The following is a 17,694-nucleotide window of genomic DNA, read 5'->3' on the forward strand; positions in this document are numbered from 1 at the left end:
GGCGGTGGGGTTGCGCGTCTCAATGGCGTCGGCCACACCGTGGTGCGTGCGGATGGTCTCCTCGACGAACTTTTTTGCCCGTTACGTCGATAAAGAGGGGAACGGATGCCTTGAGCACACCCATCAGACGGGTAACGGCGAGGTTGCCGCCATCCCAGGGCGGCTTCATGGGGTAGCGCCCGTACGCATCGAATTTTTCCTCTCATAGATGTGCGGCACAAAGAGCCCCGAGTTCATACGAGCTCGGGGCTCTTTTCGTTTGGATTTCAGACGTATTGACAGACGAAAACAGTCTGCGTCCGGTATTGAGCCATACGAAAGCGAAATTATGCGTCTTAATTCCGTACGCAAATCAAGACGAAAACAGTTTGCGTCTTATATAAATCAGTACGCAAACGGTTTTCGTCTTATAATACGGTTATGAATGGTACGAAACGAGGGGGTTGTGCATATGGTTGTTAGAGAGAGCCCTACAGTCGAATACAAGGAAAGCGTTACGCCGACGTTTCTTAAAACGGTGAGCGCCTATGCAAACTATGGGACGGGCAAGATTGAGTTTGGCGTTGATGACGAGGGCGTGGTTGTCGGCCTTGCAGATCCGGTCGCAGAGTGTCTCCGCATCGAGAACATGATTAATGACAGCTTGGACCCCGCTCCCCGTTACACGCTCGAGCCCGATGAGAAACACGGGACCGTAATCCTTACGGTTTATGAGGGACAGGACAAACCCTATCGAAGCAAGGGAAAGGCCTACAGGCGAAACGATTCGGCAACGGTGGAGGTCGACCGGTTTGAGTATGGCAGGCTGACGCTCGAAGGCAGCAACGTAACGTTCGACGCGCTCACGTCGGCTCGCCAGGACTTGAGCTTTCATACGCTCGAGCATAAGTGTGTTGAACACCTCGGCATTTCCGAGCTAACGTCGGATATCTTGCGTACGCTCCGCTTGCTCGGCAAGGATGGCTATACCAATGCCGCGGCGATTTTAGCGGATAAGAATGATTTTCCAGGCATCGACTGCGTCCGTTTTGGCGATACCGAGGATGTGATCTTGGATCGCGAGGCGGCGACAAATGTATCCGCAATTGAGCAGGCGGACAGGGCGGTGGCTATGTTTGCACGCTACTACCGTTATGAGCGTATCGAAGGGATGGAGCGCGTCCAAACCGATCGAATTCCTCTTGAGGCATTCCGCGAAGCTGTTGCAAACGCTTTAGTGCATCGGACGTGGGACGTTCGAGCGAACGTTCAAATTGCCCTGTACGATGATCGCGTCGTTGTGACCTCCCCCGGATCGCTGCCCGCCGGTTTGACGACGGAACAATACCTGTATGGGCAGATATCCGTGCTCAGAAACCCCATCGTTGCAGAGGCCTTCTTAAAGCTGGATTACATCGAGAAATTTGGTACGGGAATTGCGCGCATTAGACGTGCCTATCGCGATTCGATCAATCAACCAATTTTTGATGTTCGCGGCGGCATGGTGGCCGTCACATTGCCCGTTACCGATGCCTTTGAAGGGTCCGAGGAAGAGGTCCAGGTTCTCAAGGCCTTGTCGGGCGGGCGAATTATGTCGCGAAGCGAGATTGAAAAACAGACGGGGCTGAGCCGCATGCGGACGTTGGCGGCACTCGAATCTCTGCTTGAACGGAATGCAATCGTAAGGCAGGGAACCGGGCGGGCCACGAAATACGAGCGCTCATAGTCCAAAAGAGCCATGGTACAAGACGGACCCCAAGCCAGCGTTGGCTTGGGGTCCGTTATATCCCGGATGGTAATGGGCCGATTATTGTCAAGTTATAGCAAAGTACAGCGACGTACAGCAAAGTATAGTGAGATATAGCAAGCCGTATAGCGCGCCTTGATTTTCAACCCTTGATTATCAACCGTCCGTATTTCACAGCAACTTATAACAGGCTCGGGGTGCCGATTTGGGGTGCAGTAGTGCTGCGCCACGAAAAGGGCCTATCTACTACGTTTAAGCCGCAGGGGTCAACCATAGTCGGTTTTTTCGAAAATCGACAAGCTGTCTACCTGCGGTTTTGTTTTCACGGTTTTCGGTATGGCCGAGGCTATCCGTGTTAACGTAATAGATGGGCCACTTTTGTGGCAAGGGGGGCCGATCTGCGGGCCAGGGTAGCTAAAAGAGCCCCGTCCCAAAAAGACTGATTGGGAGCTGGGGCGTGTCGATGCGATAGTATTACGTGGTGAAATTCGACAAACCGTGAGCTTCATCCGAGGGCTTTATGGAACAACACCAGCATAATCAGAGCCTGCAAGATCAGGCATACAACGCATTGCGCTCCAAGATCATCTATGCCGAGCTCAAGCCCGGCACGCGCCTTTCGGCGATTGGTCTGGAAAAGGAGACGGGAATCGGGCGCACGCCCATTCGCGAGTCTTTTGTGCGCTTGCGTGAGCAGGAGCTGGTGGAAACGCGTCCCAAAAGCGGCACCTATGTCTCAAAAATCAGCATGGAGCGCGCCGAGAACGCCTGTTTCTTGCGCGAGAAACTCGAGAGAAGCGTGCTCATTAAATGCTGCTCTGCCGTCACGCCCGAGCAAAAGCAGCGGCTCGAGCGGATTCTTGCCGAGTCCGAGTCGCTCGACCATAGCGAAACGCGTCGCTTTTTCGATCTGGACAACCTGTTCCATGAGACGTGTTTTGAGATTGCCGGCCGCCACATGTTGTGGGATTGGATGAAGAGCGTCAACACACATTTTGAGCGATACAACTGGTTGCGTATGGTGTCGCAGGATCTGGATTGGGAGCCGATTCGTCGGCAGCATCGCCGAATTCTCGAGGCCATTAAGAAGGGCGATACCGACGCGGCGAGCTACCTGGCAGAGACGCACCTGCATCTGATGCCCGAGGAACAGGGCCCGGTTATCGCCTTGCATCCCGACTACTTTGAGCTGTCGAAAGACTCGTCAATCTAGCCCATCGCCGCATCTGCTCGAGACACAAAAACGATGCTGCTCACCTACAGCGTTTTGCAACCGAGATTTTTAAAAAATGCCTAAAATGGCTCAGATTGCTGACAATTGGGAAACGGGGTGCGCTATGGCGCAGATGAGGATTAAGGACATTGCCGCCGAGGCGGGCGTGAGCCCGGCCACGGTCTCGCGCTATCTCAATAACCGCCCCGGGCAGATGACCGAGGAGACCCGCGCCCGCATCGCGGCGGTTATCGAGCGCACCGGCTATCGCCCACGTGCCGCCGCACGCAATCTGCGCAGCTCGCGCGCCAACCTCATCGGCGTAATCTTGGCCGACATCGCCAACCCGTTCTCCAGCGCCATGCTCGAAGGGCTTTCCGCCAGCGCCGCCGCGCGCGGCTGCTCGCTCATGACGGCCATTAGCGGCAACGACCCCGCCAAGGAAGCGGAGTCGCTCACCAGACTTATCGATGCCGGCGTGGACGGCCTGGTCGTCAACACCTGCGGAGGCAATGACGAGGCGATCGCCGCGGCAGCGGGACGCCTACCCGTTGTGCTGCTCGACCGCGATGTTGCCGATGGCGGCATCGATCTGGTGACATCTAACAACCGTGAGCTGGTCGCCGGCCTGGTAGACGCCTTGGCTGCTGCGGGCAGCGAGCGTCTGTGCCTGCTTACCGAGGCAAGCGATGACAGCCCCGTGCGTCGTGAGCGCGCTGAGGCGTTTGCCGACGAGCTCTCGCGCCGCGGCCTGGCCGGCGAGGTCGTCACCTTGGCGGATGGTGGTGCCGAGGGTGTCAGTCGCCTGGACGAGACCATCCGCGGCTATGCGGGTAAAAAGCTCGGCCTCATTGCCGTCAACGGCCTGGTCTTCCTGCGCCTGACCGAGGCACTGGCGCAGCTGGGTCCCTCGCTGCCGGCGGGCCTTAAGATCGCAACGTTTGACGATTACCCCTGGAACCACGTGCTCTTTGGCGGTGTGACCACGGCCGCGCAAGACACCCACACCATCGCCGAGCGCGTAATCGAGCGTCTGTCCGAGCGCATCGACGTCGTTACCACTACGGTGGGCGACGCCGCAAAGCTCGCCCCCAAGCGCATCGAGATCCCCGGTCACATCGAACACCGCGCTTCGACCTCGCGCTAGTCTGTGTGATATTATATAGACAATGTCATACAGGAGGTATCCATGGCTGCGTCTGTGCTGAGTGTTCGAGTGGACTCGTCAATTAAAGATTCATTTGCCGAGCTGTGCGAAGAACTCGGCATGACTTCGTCCGTTGCGGTCAATATGTTCATGAGGCAGATGTTGCGCGAGCGCTCGCTGCCGTTTGTGCCTTCACTCGGTAAAAGCTCTGCGAGCGAAAGCGCCGCAGCGGGCATTTTGGATACCGCTCAGATTGAGTCCGCCGTCCGCGAGGCAGCCAGCCCGATTCCCGCCATCAAAACCGTGATCCTATTTGGATCGTATGCCCGTGGCGAGGCGCGTGCAGATAGTGATATCGACTTGCGCCTCGAAGTCGATCGCGAGCAGGGCTTTGGTCTTTTTGCGTTGTCGGCGTTTGGCGAGGCAGTGCGCAAGGAAACCGGAAGGCAGGTGGACCTTGTCTCGAGCGATTATCTTGATGACGATCTTGCCGCGGTAATCGAGCGCGAAGGAGTGATCCTTTATGATCGCGCGTAAGTCAGACGGCCTCCGCGCCCAAGAGGTCTTGGAGGCCATCGCTGAAACGAACGAGCGCATCAAGGCTTTTGATATCACCGAGGACCAGTTTCTGCATGCGAATGACGTGCGGACGAGGGCGTTGGCGGACTCCCTTTTGATGTGCTCGCTTAGGGTGACGGAAGAAGCGGGCAAGTTGTCGGAACGCTCGCAGCGGCTTCATCCCGAAATTGAGTGGCGTGGAATTATCGGCATGAGAAATTACCTCGCGCATGATTACGGCAATGTCGACCGATCGGTTGTTTGGGATGCGGTGACGATGGAGTTTCCGGCGCTGGAACGAGCGTGTAGGCAAATTGTTTCCGAATCCGAGCGATAATCACTTGTCATACCAGCCTGTTCACACACGTTTTTTGAGCGCTTGATACGCTTTAACCCTGCGGAAACATTTTTCTGCGATAGTATCTGCGATATAGACCAGTCGAAACCCGCCCGAAAGAAAGGGGAGCGACATGAACCAGCAGAACATCGATTACGTACTCCGCTCCGTAGAGCAGCGTGATATCCGCTTTGTGCGTCTGTGGTTTGTCGACATTCTCGGCCGCCTCAAAAACTTTGCTATTAGCCCCGAGGACCTCGAGGTCGCATTTGAGGAGGGCATTGGCTTTGACGGCTCGGCCATCGAGGGCTTTGCCACGCCCGAGGAAGCCGATATGCTGGCGTTCCCCGATGCCTCGACCTTCCAGATTCTGCCGTGGCGCCCGAGCCACAACGGCGTCGCCCGCGTGTTCTGCGACGTGTGCACTCCCGATCGCAAGCCGTTTGCCGGCGACCCGCGCGATGCCCTGCGCCGCATGTTCCGCAAGGCCGAGAAGGCTGGCTATCTGCTCAACGTGGGCGCTGAGCTGGAGTATTACTACTTCCCCGACGAGCACACGCCCGAGCCGCTCGACAACGTGGGCTACTTCGATCTTTCGGTGAGCGATGCCGCTCGCGACCTGCGTCGTAACACGGTCCTCACGCTCGAGAAGATGTCCGTGCCCGTGGAGTACACCTTCCACGCCGCCGGTCGCTCACAGCACGGCATGAGCCTGCGCCACGCCGAGGCCCTGAGCATGTCCGACGCCATTACCACGGCCAAGCTCATCATTAAGCAGCAGGCTTACGAGAGCGGCTGCCACGCCTCCTTTATGCCCAAGCCGCTGGCGGGCGAGGACGGCAGCGCCATGTTTTTGCATCAGTCGCTGTTCGACCATGACGGCAACAACGTCTTTTGGGGCGAGGGCGACGAGAAGTACCATCTCTCCGACGTCGCCAAGCACTATATGGCCGGTATCTTGGCGCACGCGCGCGAGATTAGCGCCATCACCAACCCCACGGTCAATTCGTACAAGCGCATCACCACGGGCGGCGACTCCGTGCCGCAGTACGCCACGTGGGGCCTGCGCAACCGCGCAAGCATGATCCGCATCCCGGTCTACAAGCCCGGCAAGCAGCTTTCCACACGCATTGAGCTTCGCAGCCCCGATCCCATGGCTAACCCGTATCTGGTCAACGCCGTCACGCTGGCGGCTGGTCTCGACGGCATCGAGCGCAAGCTGGAGCTCCCGCCCGAGGCAACGGCCGAGACGCTCAAGCTCACCGGCCGTCAGATGCTCGAGGCCGGTTACGCGCCGCTGCCGCGCTCGCTCAAAGAGGCGCTCGACGTGTTTGAGGACTCGCAGTTTATGAAGGATGCCCTCGGCGAGCACATCCATAGCTTCTTCCTCAAAAAGAAGCGCGACGAGTGGCATAAGTTTGAGTCCACGATCACCGAATGGGAGATCAAGCACTACCTGGCGAACTCCTAATCGCGCTGGCTTGTCCCAGTACGATTGAGCTCATTTCTTTGGAGGCCGATATGTCCGAAAAGAGTGCCCTGTTCATGGCGCGCACGACGCGCTTCCACGAGTTTGCCCGCAGCTTGACGACCACCCTGGGTGTCGAGGTGAGTCTGGCCACCCCCGATTCGCCAACTGCGGCGCACGACTTTGACCTGCTGATTCTCGATTCCGATGGCATCCGTAGCGACCGCATCGATCAGATCGCCAAGTGGCTTGACGATCGCGGCGGCGTTCCCATGCTGGTGATCGTCGACGACGAGGCGCTCGGCACCCTGCGCCTGCCCAATCACGCGCATGCCGACTTTGTATGCCCCACGGCGACGCCCAACGAGCTCAAGGCTCGTGCGCAGCGCCTGATGGGCGAGGAGGAGACCGTCACCGCCGACGATGTACTCAACATCGATAACCTCGAGATCAACCTGGCTACCTACCAGGTGACGCTCGATAACGAGCCCATCGACCTGACGCTGATGGAGTACTCGCTGCTGAGCTTTTTGGCCACGCACCCCAACCGTGCCTACAGCCGCGAGGTGCTGCTGCACCGCGTGTGGGGCTTTGAGTACTGCGGCGGCACGCGCACCGTCGACGTGCACATTCGACGCATCCGCTCCAAGGTGGGCCCGCAGATTGCGGCACACATCACCACCGTCCGTGGCGTGGGTTATCTGTTTAAGGACTAGCAAGTAAATAGAGGGCAATGTGAGGGTACCGGAGATTTCACCAGTACCCTTTTCTCGTTTAGGGCGAAAAGAAGACCTTTCACCGATTAAAAGTGTGTCAGTAAAAACAATATCAAACGTATAACACTATCTAGCAAATATCATCTAGTTACCGTATCTCCCTACTACACGGATGGAGGAAGAAATGCGTTATTCGAGAAAGGTGATTGTCGGATTCATAGTGTTGCTTGCCGCCCTGATGTCTCCAAGGTTGGTTTTTGGAGACGACGACTTGGTCCGTGTCACACCGCAAATAGCTGTGGAGCAAGCGCAGGCTTTCTTTGATGATGTATCGGATGAGCCGGTGACCGCTTGTGACCCAGTAAAAATGGTGAATTCCGATGGGGAATCAATCGGGTATATCGTTCGTGCGAAGCGGGATGACGTTAACTATGGCTACGTCGTATTTGATTCAGAGCGATCTTGGTGGATCAGCGAATACTGCTTGGCTCCGAACGCTCTTTTACCTATCGAGAGTGCAAGCGAAGAAATTGCACTCCTCGCATCCTCGGATAACGTCGTTGCGTTAAAGATTGACGAGCTAACTGTTGGCGTTGCCGACTTAGATAAAAACATTGTTTTAGACGCAAGTGGAAAAAAAGTACCAAATAAATTGTCCTCGGGAGGCAATCGCAGCGGATCGCCGGAACATTTCGATGACGTTTTTGTATCTGCCAAGGATTTGTATAAACAGGGATATGTTGTTGATGCGAGCAAAACGGTTTCGGGAATAATAACGCCAACGCAAACAGAAGTTATCAAAGAAACGGGGACTTATGCTTGCGCTGTTTCGGCAATGTTTGCAGTTAGCAGTCACTATGTGACTTTGAACCGCCTTAAATTGTCCGATTTATACTCGGAGCTTTGGAGGCTGTCGGGGACATGGGAAGAAGAAGAAAAGAAATATGATCAAGCGACTGGTCTGTACTTTACTCAAGGCAAGACTTCTCCTGACAAACCCGCTCCGGCCTTAAAGGAGTTTTGTGCAAGACGAGGCAAGGAGCTTGAGACGTCATTCGTTTGGTATCCGTCATGGGATTCCTTTAGGGTGAATACCGACTCGGGGAATCTGAGTATTTTCTCTGGAAGGCTCCGGTCAAATGGCAGCGGGCACGTAATGGCAGTTGTGGGCTACGTGGCAATGCATAACACATACTCGAATGCCAAGAAGTACCTGCTTGTTGTTTGGAATGGATGGACAAACCAGCTACAGTTTCTTCCATATGACGTATCAATTTACACGTCTCACGATGGCACATATTGCAAGGGTTGATTGTACTCGTGAACGGCGACAAGTTCATTCGAAGGGCAATGCTCCTATTGGTGCTTTCCTTTGCTTTGCTCACCGCAGCGAGCTTCTTTCTGTTAAGGGCGACTAATGGGGGAGAAAACGACACGGTTGTTGCAGTCGAGGTGCGCGCTCTATCGGATGTTCATAACGGGCAATTTGAGGCGCTTATGCCAAGTGGTTGCCGTAAGAGAATCGATATGCGCCGTAAGTCAAGTTCCGGATATGTCTCAGGGTTGAAAGCAGGTGATAAATGGATTCTAGTTTTTGTGGAAGATAAGGAACTTGACGGGACTGTTCTGTATCCCCATTCAGCTGAGAAAGTCAAATCAAGTAGACAAGGGGAATGAAGAATGATTGATAGAAAGCAGTTCTTAGGTCTGATGGCGGGGGCTCCTATTTTGATGCGAGCCGGGATGGCAGAAGCCGTGGAGTTGCCGGACGCTCAGAAGCGATTGACGCTCGTGGTCGACACGGTGGTCAGAGATGAAAATGGCAATGAAAAAACGCGAACAAGAAGCAGAGAGACTATTTTCACGCCAGAGAGCAAAACTGTGTCTGCCGACGCTATGGCCGGTGATGTCATAACAATCCAGAGGGAATCAGATGAAACGTTGCCGCTGCTTGCCAAGATTGAGCTCACAGTCGCTTATTATAACGATAAAACAGAAATTGAGATTCGTTCCGGAAAGTACTCGATAGTCCAAATCGATCCGCTTGTGATGTATGCAAACGCTTGGTATGCGCTCATGCAGAAAGATAAATATGTGATGAACTACTTCGCAGAAGGCGAAGCATCATATGAAACGGGGTGGGGGCCAACGCCATACGACGCGGAGAAGGATAAGTGGACGTGCGGATCAGGCATGGGCGCGACGATTACGGACTTCATTAACGATTCAACATATAGCTTTGCTATCGACTGTTATATCGAATAGACATGACGGCATAAAACGAATTGGCCTATAAGCATGTCATTACTTAAGCAAAGCTGAAATCTTGGCATCTAGTGCTCGGGACTGCCCAGCTTGGGGTACAACTCAACGTGAACAATGATGGCCCGCCACATGTTTGGCGGGCCTTTGGTTATTTGACGAAAGGATCGCAGCTATGAGCGAGTACGATTCCCAGCGTCCCCAGGATGCGGGCAACGCCGGCGAGACCCAGCAGCAGCCGCGCGTGCAGGTGGAGTCGACGCCTGCCGATGGCAGTAACATTCCTTACGTGCAGGCCTACGACACGCAGACCGGAAAGCCGCTGGGCAGCCAGCAGGTTGTAAACAAGCACACCGTGGTCAAGACTAAGACCAAAAAGCTGCCGATCTTTATTACGGCGCTCGCCGGCTGTGCATGCGGCGCCCTGCTGGTCATTGCGCTCATTATGAGTGGCACGCTCAACATTGGCAGCGGAAAGAATGCCGTGACGGCGGGTGCTTCGGGTTCATCGACGCAAAAGATTACGATCGACTCCGAGGACACCACGCTGGCCGAGGCCGTCTCTGCCAAGGCGCTGCCCTCCGTGGTTTCCATTACCGCCACTTCGAGCGGCGGCCAGAATGGCTCGCTTTCGCAGTCTGCCGACGAGTCGGACGGCTCGGGCAGCGTCGGTTCGGGCGTTGTGCTCGATACCGAGGGCCACATCCTCACCAACAACCACGTGGTCGATGGCTATGACCAGTACGTGGTGACCATGGACGACGGCACCACCTACGAGGCCGAGTTCGTGGGCAACGATGCTTCGAGCGACCTAGCCGTCATCAAGCTCAAGGATGCTGACGCCTCTAAGCTCACGCCGATCGAGATCGGCGACTCTTCCAAGCTCAACGTGGGCGAGTGGGTCATGGCGATCGGCTCGCCGTTCGGCAACGAGCAGTCTGTCTCCACGGGTATCGTGTCGGCGCTGTATCGCTCCACGGCCATGAGCTCTACCAACGGTAACACCATCTATGCCAACATGATCCAGACCGATGCCGCCATCAACCCGGGCAACTCCGGCGGCGCGCTCGTTAACGACAACGGTGAGCTGGTGGGTATCAACTCGCTCATCGAGAGCTACTCGGGCTCCAGCTCGGGCGTGGGCTTTGCCATTCCCGTTAACTATGCCAAGAACATTGCCGACCAGATCATCGACGGCAAGACGCCGGTTCATCCGTACCTGGGCGCCACGCTTTCGAGCGTCAACGCGCTCAATGCTCGCACTAACAAGCTGAGCACCGATAGCGGCGCGTACGTGGCAAGCGTCGTCGAGGACGGTCCTGCCGCCAAGGCCGGCATCCAAGAGGGCGATGTCATTACCAAGCTGGGCGACGATGAGATTTCGAGCGCCGATGGCCTGATCATCGCGCTGCGCAGCCACGAGGTGGGCGAGAAGGTCGAGATCACGCTCATGCGCGGCAAGGAAGAGAAGAAGGTTACCGTCGAGCTGGGCTCCGACGAGGAGCTGCAGAACCAGCAGCAGGACGACAGCGCGACCGACACCGGCAACGGCGGTATTACCGACGAACAGCTGCGCCAGTACCTGGAGGAGCTGCTGGGCCAGCAGGGCCAGGGTCAAGGCTACGGTCAGGGTTACTAGCGAGCCGTTTCGCACATATCGAGGCCAGGGGGGGCTGTCCCATCAACGTGGGACAGCCCTTTTTTCTTATTGATCCGTTGGGGACGGAGGAAAACGGATCATTTGGAACTGACAGGGGCATGGTTTGATCGCGCGATCCACCCCAGTCTGGCGGCTGCCGATTCGGTGCGGTTCGAGACCGCTATTCGGCCTCATTGCGACCGGTGGTACTCTAGTATCCGTTTGAAATCGAGCGAAGGAGTGCCGCTATGGAGCAATCGAGCCTGTTTGGTGACGGCGTGGACATCGATACCGAAACGCCCGCGAGCACGGATACCGCCGTACCGGCCGATGCCCGTGCCCAGGCGGCAGCGCGTGCGGCCGAGCTGCGCCACGAGCTCGATTACCACGCCTATCGCTACTACATGCTCGATGCGCCCGAGATCACGGACGCCGCCTTTGACAAGATGCTCGTTGAGCTGCAGGAAATTGAGGCCACCTACCCCGACCTGGTGACGCCCGACAGCTATACCCAGCGCGTGGGCGGGTACGTGAGCGAGCAGTTTACGCCGGTCACGCATATGGCGCGCATGTATTCCATGGACGATGCCATGGATCTGGACGAACTCGACGCGTGGCTCCAGCGCACCGAGGATGCGCTCGGTGCCGGCAGCGTCACCTATACCTGCGAGCTTAAGATCGACGGCCTGGGCGTGGCGCTTACCTACCAAAACGGCACCTTCGTACGCGCAGCCACACGCGGCGATGGCACCACGGGCGAGGACGTGTCGCTCAACGTCCGTACCATCAAGGATGTGCCCATGCACCTGTCCGAGCCGGCGCTCGCCCACATGGGCGCCGACCGCGAGCGCACCATCGAGGTCCGTGGCGAGGTCTATATGCCCAAGGGCAGCTTTGTGCGCCTGAACGACGAGGCCGATGCCGAGGGGCGCGACCCCTTCGCCAACCCGCGCAACGCTGCCGCCGGCAGCCTGCGCCAAAAGGACCCCAAGGTCACGGCGCGCCGCGATCTCGCTACCTTTATCTATGCCATCGCCGATACCGATCCGCTGCACGTCCACAGCCAGCGCGAGTTCCTCGATTGGCTGCGTAGCGCCGGCTTTAGCGTCAACCCTAACGTGGCTCGCTGTGCCACACCCGCCGAGGTCCACGAGTTCTGTGCCCAGGCGCTCGAACACCGCGGTGACCTGGACTACGACATCGACGGCGTGGTCGTAAAGGTCGACAGCTTCCAGCAGCAGCTCGACCTGGGCTTTACCGCCCGCGCACCGCGCTGGGCCATCGCCTTTAAGTTCCCGCCCGAGGAAAAGCAGACCGTCCTGCGCGAGATTCGCATCCAGGTGGGCCGCACCGGTGTGCTCACACCGGTCGCCGAGTTCGACCCGGTGACGGTTGCCGGCTCCACCATCGCGCGCGCCACGCTGCACAACATCGACGAGATCCGTCGCAAAAACGTGCGCGAGGGCGACACTATCATCGTGCACAAGGCGGGCGACGTGATTCCCGAGGTCGTAGGTCCGGTGCTCGATAAACGCCCGGCCGATTCGGTCGACTGGCACATGCCCGAGGTCTGCCCCGTGTGCGGTAGCCCCGTGGTCCACGAGGATGGCGAGGTTGCCTACCGCTGCGTGTCCATCGACTGTCCCGCACAGCTCAAGGAGCGCCTGCTTCACTGGGTAAGCCGCGGCTGCATGGACGTCGACGGCCTGGGCGACGAGATCGTCGACAAGATGATCGCTGCCGGCCTGATCCACGATGTCGCGGACTTCTACCAGCTCACGGTCGACGACATCGCAGGCCTGGACACAGGGCGCGTGTACGCTAGCTCCAACAGCAAAAAGGGCGTCAAGAAGGGCGACCCCATCCCGGTGGGCCTCAAGACGGCCGAGAAAATCATCGCCGAGCTCAACAAGTCCAAGAGCCAGCCGCTCGGTCGCGTGCTGTTTGCCCTGGGCATCCGCCACGTGGGCAAGAGCGTGGGCGAGGTCATCGCCGAGCGATTCCTGTCGATTGATAAGCTCATCTTGGCGAGTGAAGAGGACATCGCCGAGTGCGAGGGCATCGGTCCCAAGATTGCGGCGAGCGTCAAGCAGTTCCTGGCCGTGCCCGAAAACCTTGCCGTGCTGGAGCGTTTGCGCCAGGCGGGTCTGTCGCTCGAGGTCGACTTGGGCGCCGCGCATGCACAAGCCGCAGCCGACGCGGGCGTGGCGGGCGAGCTCGCCGATGCACAACCGCTCGCGGGTCTGACCTTCGTGCTCACCGGCACGCTCGTCAACCGCACCCGCGACGAGGCAGGCGCGGCGCTCAAGGTGCTCGGCGCCAAGGTCTCGGGCAGCGTGTCCAAGAAGACGAGCTATCTGGTTGCCGGCCCCAAAGCGGGCTCCAAGCTCACCAAAGCCGAGCAGCTGGGCGTACCCGTGCTGGACGAGGACGCCCTCGAGCAGATCCTGGCGACTGGTCAGGTGCCGGAGGCTTAAGGCGTCGATAACCAAATTGAAGAACCGCCCGGAAGCACGATGCCTTCCGGGCGGTTCTTACTTTGCTGGGGCAACCGGCACCGTGATCTGCGTCACGTAGGTTGCCGGGTCGTCGCTGATGATGTCATCGATCAGGGCAATCTCGCGTTGCCCCGCTACGCCACCAACTTGTCAAAAGCCCCGCGGCGGTTGAGTACGGTAAATGCAATCACGCAAATGACCGCCGACAGAATGGACCCGCACGGCGAAGCGATGCCCATGGGAAACAACGTATCGGAATAGGCGTTCGACAGCAGCCACGCGCCCGGCACGCGAATGAGCGCCACCGCCAGCACGTTGTGCGCAAAGCCGATGTAGCTCTTGCCGTATGCAGCGAAAAAGCCGCTAAAGCAAATGTGGATGCCGGCAAAAATCGCGTCGAAAATGTAGCTGCGCATATAGCCGGTGCCGGCGGCGACTACTGCAGCGTCCTTGGCAAAAAAGCCGATAAACGCCGGCGCCACCAGCCACATCAGCACCGTGATCAGGCAGCCGTACACTACCGAGATCGTCATGGCGTCCTTGAGCACCTGACGCGCGCGGTCGCCCTTGCCCGCGCCGGCGTTTTGCGCCGTGAGTGCGCTGACGGTGGCGCCCATGGAACTCGGCACAATGAATAAAAAGCTGATCATCTTCTCGACCAGGCCCACGGCGGCGGCGTCGACGAGCCCTCGGTGGTTGGCGATGACGGTGATAAACATAAACGCCACCTGGATGCAGCCGTCCTGTACGGCCACGGGCACGCCGATCTTAAGAATGCTGCCGAGCACCTCGGGCTGGGGACGCAGGTCGCTGCGCTTAACGTGAATGTTCGTGCGGCGGCTCTTGAGCCACACGAGCGCAAGGGCAACGCTTGCCGTCTGGGCGGTTACCGTGCCGAGTGCCGCGCCTACGGGACCGAGTCCCATGTGGCCGATAAACAGAAAATCGAGTGCGATGTTGATGATGCATGCCACGCCGATCACGTACATGGGCGAGCGCGAATCGCCCAGGCCGCGAAAGATGGCCGAGAGGATGTTGTATGCGGCGATAAACGGAATGCCGACAAAGCAGATGCGCAGGTAGGCGGCAGTGCCTTCGACCGCTTCGACTGGCGTGCCAATGAGTGCCACGATCTGCGGGCACAGTGCGAGCAGGACAGCGGCCAGCACCACCGAGACGCCCATAAAGAGCGTGATGGTGTTGCCGATGGCAGCCTCGGCGCGGTCAAAGCGGCGCGAACCCACGGCGTGGCCGACGATGACCGTCGTTCCCATGGCCAGGCCCACAAGCGCCACGGTAATGATATAGAGCGTCTGCGCGCCATTGCCCACGGCGGTGATGCCGGCAGCGCCGCTAAACTGCCCCATCATGTACAGATCGGCCATGCCGTAGAGCATCTGCAAAAAGTACGAGAGCATATAGGGCAGGGCAAAGACCGCGATGGTCTTGAGGACATTGCCGCGTGTGAGGTCGTGTTCCATGGGCGGGGCTTTCTGGCTGGGTTTGTTTACGTACCAGTGTAGTGAAAACCCTACAACGATTGTAGAGTCAAGGTTTGTGCTGGCATCGGGGTGAAAAAGTCACGCTCCGAGCACAATGCTTTGACCTCTTCGTGCCCCTCACCTCGCCTCAAACCATCACAACATTCGACGTTTTTTGCCAAAAACGGGAAAAGCATCGAATGTTGTGATGGTTTTTCTACCACTCGACCGGGTGGAATCGCTTTCTTGCGCACGAAGGTGTGCGGACCCGTGGGCAGGGGAATAAGGTTGGTTATCCGACTCCATTGGAGGGCTCATGGACCTGCCGATCGTCCTGTCCCATAAGACTGCCTGGCTGTACCACAACGTGGCGCGCCCGTCCGAGCCGCTCTCGCGAGCAAGCAGTCTATACGATGAGGACTCGCTTGCTAACGAGGCGGAGCCGACCGCGAGCCTGCCCAAATTGGGACTCGATGCCAAGGGGCTGAGGGCTTCGACGGCAGTTGGGATCGCTACTGACTATCTGGTTTCGCTTGGTATTCCACGAGAAGAGCTCAATCATATCGATACGCTCGTCAACTTCGATTTTGAGCGCTCGACGCCGGCTGGATTTAGGTGCCATGTGTTTGGGGCGCCGGTACCTCCAGGGCATCTTATCGAGGTGGCAGAGGGCCTTCTGGTGGTTGATGAGGTCATGTGCTTTGTCCAGGCGGGTTCGTGGATGAGCGAGCCCGAGCAGTTGGAATATGGCTACGAAATCTGTGCCCGATACCATCTGAATCATCTGTCGACAGGCGATTATATCGAGATGGGGCAGAGGTATACCGTTGCCGACTTGATTGCCTATTGCAATGAGAACCGATCTCGTCAGGGGGCCATACGCGCGGCCGCCGTGCTCAAGCGCGTGCACGATGGCGCGCGATCGCCCATGGAGACGGCTACCACAATCATGGTCGTAGCAAAACGTTCCCAGGGCGGGCTAGGATACGTCAAGGTTGAGCTCAACCATCGGGTCGATGTTCCCAACGAGTTCAAGTATCTCGCAAAGGCCGGGTTTTTCGAGATCGACGTATATGCGCCTGCGAGCGGTACGGGGATTGAATACAACGGTTCGGACCATCTTGATAAACAGCGCAGCGCGTCGGATGCGGAGCGCATGACCGTGCTGAGCGCGCTGGGCTTTAGGATGATCGTTCTCACCGGGACTCAGTTTGCCCATCAGCTGCAATTGCACCGGGCGATGAACGCCATCGCACTCGCGATAGGCCTTAAGTGCGACCGAAGCGAAGCGTTCCAAAAGCGGCAGAACGACCTGCGAGAATTCGTGATTCGGCACTGGGACAGCGGTCTTTAGGGGCGCTTTGGTCCTTCTGCGGGGCGCTGCGGGTAGGCGTACCATCACAACATTCGACGTTTTTTGCCAAAATCGGGAAAAGCATCGAATGTTGTGATGGTTTGCGTGCTGAGGATGGGCTTGGGAAGCCGGTCTTGCTCGAAGCGACCTGTCCTGTCGTACGGGTGTCGGCAGGATTCTCCCGTGGGGTATTATGTTTTCCGAAGAATAAAACGCCGCGTGAGGGGAGGGCTGCGTGGACGGGCACGTGCAACATGACGGCTTTGGCCGCGATATCAACTACCTGCGCATTGCCGTTACCGACAAGTGCAATTTCCGTTGCATTTACTGCATGCCGGCCGATGGCGTGGCACCCCGCGCACACGATGAGCTTCTCAGCGCCGAGGAGATTGCCCGCTTTGTGCGCTTGGTGGCGGGGGAGGGCATTCGCCGCGTGCGCCTGACGGGCGGCGAGCCGCTGGTCAGCCGCCGTATCATCCCGCTTATTCGCGACATCCGCGCGATCCCGCAGATCGAGGACATCTCGCTTACCACCAACGGCGCCTTGCTGCCCAAGCTGGCGCCGCAGCTCAAAGACGCGGGGCTTAACCGCGTCAACATCTCGCTCGACACGCTCGACCCTACGCTTTTTGGAAAGATCACGCGCCTGGGTCGACTCGAGCAGACCGTGGCTGGCATCGACGCGGCGCTGGCTTGGGGCTTTGAGCCCGTTAAGGTCAACTGCGTTGTGGTGCGCCGACTCAACCAGGATGTGGCGGCTCTCGCGCGTCTGACTATCGACCGTCCCATTCACCTGCGCTTTATCGAATACATGCCTATTGGCGACGAGCACACGAGCTCGCATTGCGCTGTGGACCCGCATGCGCCCGCGCTCAATCCGGCGCTGTGGGATGCGAGCGATACCGTGCCGAGCGACGAGCTGCGGGCGCGCATCAATGCCGGGGCCGCCGCGGTGGGTCTGGGCGAGCTCGAGCCGCTCGACATCAACGACGCTCCTGCCGGTGCGGGCCCTGCGCGCTATTGGCACTTTCCGGGCGCGGTGGGAACGGTCGGCTTTATTAGCGCCATGTCTAACCATTTTTGTGCGAATTGCAACCGTCTGCGCCTGACGGCCGATGGCAACGTGCGTCCGTGCCTGTTCAGCGATGCCGAGTATTCGGTGCGCGACGCCCTGCGCCGTGGTGATGATATGCAGGTACTTTCGATTTGGCGCGATGCCGTCGCCCACAAACCGCAGGAACACGCGATAATTGAGGGCACGCAACGATTTATGTCCCAAATCGGAGGATGATCAT

The 17,694-nt window shown here is 58.1% G+C and carries 15 protein-coding genes; 14 read left to right on the top strand and 1 reads right to left on the bottom strand.

Annotation, left to right across the window (positions count from 1 at the left end):
- Positions 1–451: 451 nt before the first annotated feature.
- The 12 genes from DW925_RS01535 to ligA all read left to right on the top strand — a co-directional run bounded on the left by DW925_RS01535 (position 452) and on the right by ligA (position 13,543).
- Entirely contained in the window at positions 452–1,705 is a 1,254-nt protein-coding gene (locus DW925_RS01535) for an ATP-binding protein (protein WP_117583367.1), read from the top strand.
- Positions 1,706–2,246: 541 nt separating this feature from the next.
- Positions 2,247–2,939, top strand: coding sequence for a GntR family transcriptional regulator (locus DW925_RS01540; protein WP_117583366.1), 693 nt, complete (start codon positions 2,247–2,249; stop codon positions 2,937–2,939).
- Between the two features lie 124 nt (positions 2,940–3,063).
- The gene (locus DW925_RS01545; protein ID WP_158549297.1) at positions 3,064–4,086 is read left to right on the top strand and encodes a LacI family DNA-binding transcriptional regulator; all 1,023 of its coding nucleotides are present in this window, start codon (positions 3,064–3,066) and stop codon (positions 4,084–4,086) included.
- A gap of 42 nt (positions 4,087–4,128) precedes the next feature.
- Positions 4,129–4,623: a type II toxin-antitoxin system RelB/DinJ family antitoxin gene (locus tag DW925_RS01550; RefSeq protein ID WP_117583364.1), complete on the top strand. Its 495-nt coding sequence runs from the start codon at positions 4,129–4,131 to the stop codon at positions 4,621–4,623.
- Entirely contained in the window at positions 4,610–4,981 is a 372-nt protein-coding gene (locus DW925_RS01555) for a DUF86 domain-containing protein (protein ID WP_117790222.1), read from the top strand. The genes DW925_RS01550 and DW925_RS01555 overlap by 14 nt, the downstream gene beginning before the upstream one ends.
- A gap of 133 nt (positions 4,982–5,114) precedes the next feature.
- Positions 5,115–6,452, top strand: coding sequence for a glutamine synthetase family protein (locus DW925_RS01560; protein WP_117583362.1), 1,338 nt, complete (start codon positions 5,115–5,117; stop codon positions 6,450–6,452).
- A 50-nt stretch (positions 6,453–6,502) separates the two neighbouring features.
- Positions 6,503–7,165: a response regulator transcription factor gene (locus DW925_RS01565; RefSeq protein WP_006234733.1), complete on the top strand. Its 663-nt coding sequence runs from the start codon at positions 6,503–6,505 to the stop codon at positions 7,163–7,165.
- 184 nt (positions 7,166–7,349) lie between these two features.
- Positions 7,350–8,477 carry a hypothetical protein gene (locus DW925_RS01570; RefSeq protein WP_117790223.1) on the top strand — a complete coding sequence of 376 codons (1,128 nt, stop codon included), beginning with the start codon at positions 7,350–7,352 and terminating at the stop codon, positions 8,475–8,477.
- A gap of 8 nt (positions 8,478–8,485) precedes the next feature.
- On the top strand, positions 8,486–8,842 hold the full coding sequence (locus DW925_RS01575; protein WP_117648531.1) for a hypothetical protein: 357 nt from the start codon (positions 8,486–8,488) through the stop codon (positions 8,840–8,842).
- A 3-nt stretch (positions 8,843–8,845) separates the two neighbouring features.
- A complete protein-coding gene (locus DW925_RS01580) occupies positions 8,846–9,430 on the top strand; it encodes a hypothetical protein (protein WP_117628960.1) in 585 nt (194 codons plus the stop codon).
- A 172-nt stretch (positions 9,431–9,602) separates the two neighbouring features.
- Positions 9,603–11,066 (top strand): S1C family serine protease, encoded by a 1,464-nt coding sequence (locus DW925_RS01585; protein ID WP_117628959.1) that lies wholly within the window; start codon positions 9,603–9,605, stop codon positions 11,064–11,066.
- Positions 11,067–11,314: 248 nt separating this feature from the next.
- The gene (ligA, locus tag DW925_RS01590; RefSeq protein ID WP_117583357.1) at positions 11,315–13,543 is read left to right on the top strand and encodes an NAD-dependent DNA ligase LigA; all 2,229 of its coding nucleotides are present in this window, start codon (positions 11,315–11,317) and stop codon (positions 13,541–13,543) included.
- 155 nt (positions 13,544–13,698) lie between these two features.
- Here ligA and DW925_RS01595 read toward each other — a convergent pair whose 3' ends face one another.
- Positions 13,699–15,045 carry an MATE family efflux transporter gene (locus tag DW925_RS01595; protein ID WP_117583356.1) on the bottom strand — a complete coding sequence of 449 codons (1,347 nt, stop codon included), beginning with the start codon at positions 15,043–15,045 and terminating at the stop codon, positions 13,699–13,701.
- Positions 15,046–15,361: 316 nt separating this feature from the next.
- Between DW925_RS01595 and DW925_RS01600 the strand changes: the two genes are divergently transcribed.
- The gene (locus DW925_RS01600) at positions 15,362–16,399 is read left to right on the top strand and encodes a hypothetical protein (RefSeq protein ID WP_117583355.1); all 1,038 of its coding nucleotides are present in this window, start codon (positions 15,362–15,364) and stop codon (positions 16,397–16,399) included.
- A 235-nt stretch (positions 16,400–16,634) separates the two neighbouring features.
- Positions 16,635–17,690: a GTP 3',8-cyclase MoaA gene (gene moaA / locus DW925_RS01605; protein WP_233503793.1), complete on the top strand. Its 1,056-nt coding sequence runs from the start codon at positions 16,635–16,637 to the stop codon at positions 17,688–17,690.
- Positions 17,691–17,694 lie beyond the last annotated feature (4 nt).

This window comes from Collinsella sp. AM43-1, from assembly GCF_003467925.1.
Lineage (GTDB): Bacteria > Actinomycetota > Coriobacteriia > Coriobacteriales > Coriobacteriaceae > Collinsella.